At 42.5% G+C, this 935-nt stretch carries 1 pseudogene; it reads left to right on the top strand.

From position 1 onward, the window contains the following. Nucleotides 1-267 precede the first annotated feature (267 nt). Nucleotides 268-935, top strand: a pseudogene (locus ACFILW_RS10105) (phage portal protein); the annotation flags it as partial.

Genomic DNA, 935 nt, shown 5'->3' with positions numbered 1-935 from the left:
CGCTTATGAAGTAACAAGCCGGCACCATCATTATATTTGCCAGCTCCCAATGTTGCGACAGCCCTTGCATTAAGACGATTCATAAGAACCATTTTTACTCCTTTCTGCTATAGTTTTTACCCACACATCAACCCCGCTTGTGACGTGCAAGCAAGTGATTTTGATTGATTCAAGATACACAGATTTAAGATGAGAGAATCTTACGTTATTCAGGGTTCTCATTCAATATGAATAACGCTAGATTATGATTATAAATCAATGCCTTGAACACTTGTTGAATGCCGTTGGTTTGAAAGCGAGAGGTATTACAAAGCGCCCGATTTAAGCACTGGAGAACTTCGTGATTATAGTGAAGAGGAATTTAAGCAGCTCCAGTGCATGATGCCCGATATCCAAGGGGCAGCTTTCAATAAAAAGGTCGTAAAACGTGCTTTTTTAGGGAGGAAATTGCTTGAATCCCCCGATCAACCTTTGGTTCCAGCTGGTCAATTGGGTTGGGAGTGTATAACGGGGTATTTTGACAAGATAGAACGGCAATTTTATGGGGTTGTGCGTCCTACAAAAGACCCACAACGGTGGGCGAATAAGTACTTTAGTCAAGTTATGTATATCCTTAATAGCCAATCCAAAGGCGGGATAATGGCAGAGAGTGGTGCATTTAAGGATGAGAGAGAAGCAGCAAAAAGTTTAAGCCGATCAGACAGTATTACATGGGTTAAACCTAACGCATTGGCACAAGGAAAGATCCAACCCAAACCCGTAGCACAGTTTCCACAAGGCTTTTTCCAGCTGTTTAATGAAGCTAAGGAAGCAATTAATCAGGTGACGGGTTTATCGCCCGAATTCATTGGCACAAGAGAAGTGACACAAGCGGGTATTTTGGAGGCACAACGACGCCAATCCAGTTTAAATCTGCTTGCTTGTCTGTTTGATGG

Source organism: Bartonella sp. TT110JLCBS, assembly GCF_042193405.1.
GTDB lineage: Bacteria > Pseudomonadota > Alphaproteobacteria > Rhizobiales > Rhizobiaceae > Bartonella.
The sequence above is the reverse complement of the archived record's forward strand: the minus strand, read 5'-3'. Positions and strand labels throughout refer to the sequence as shown.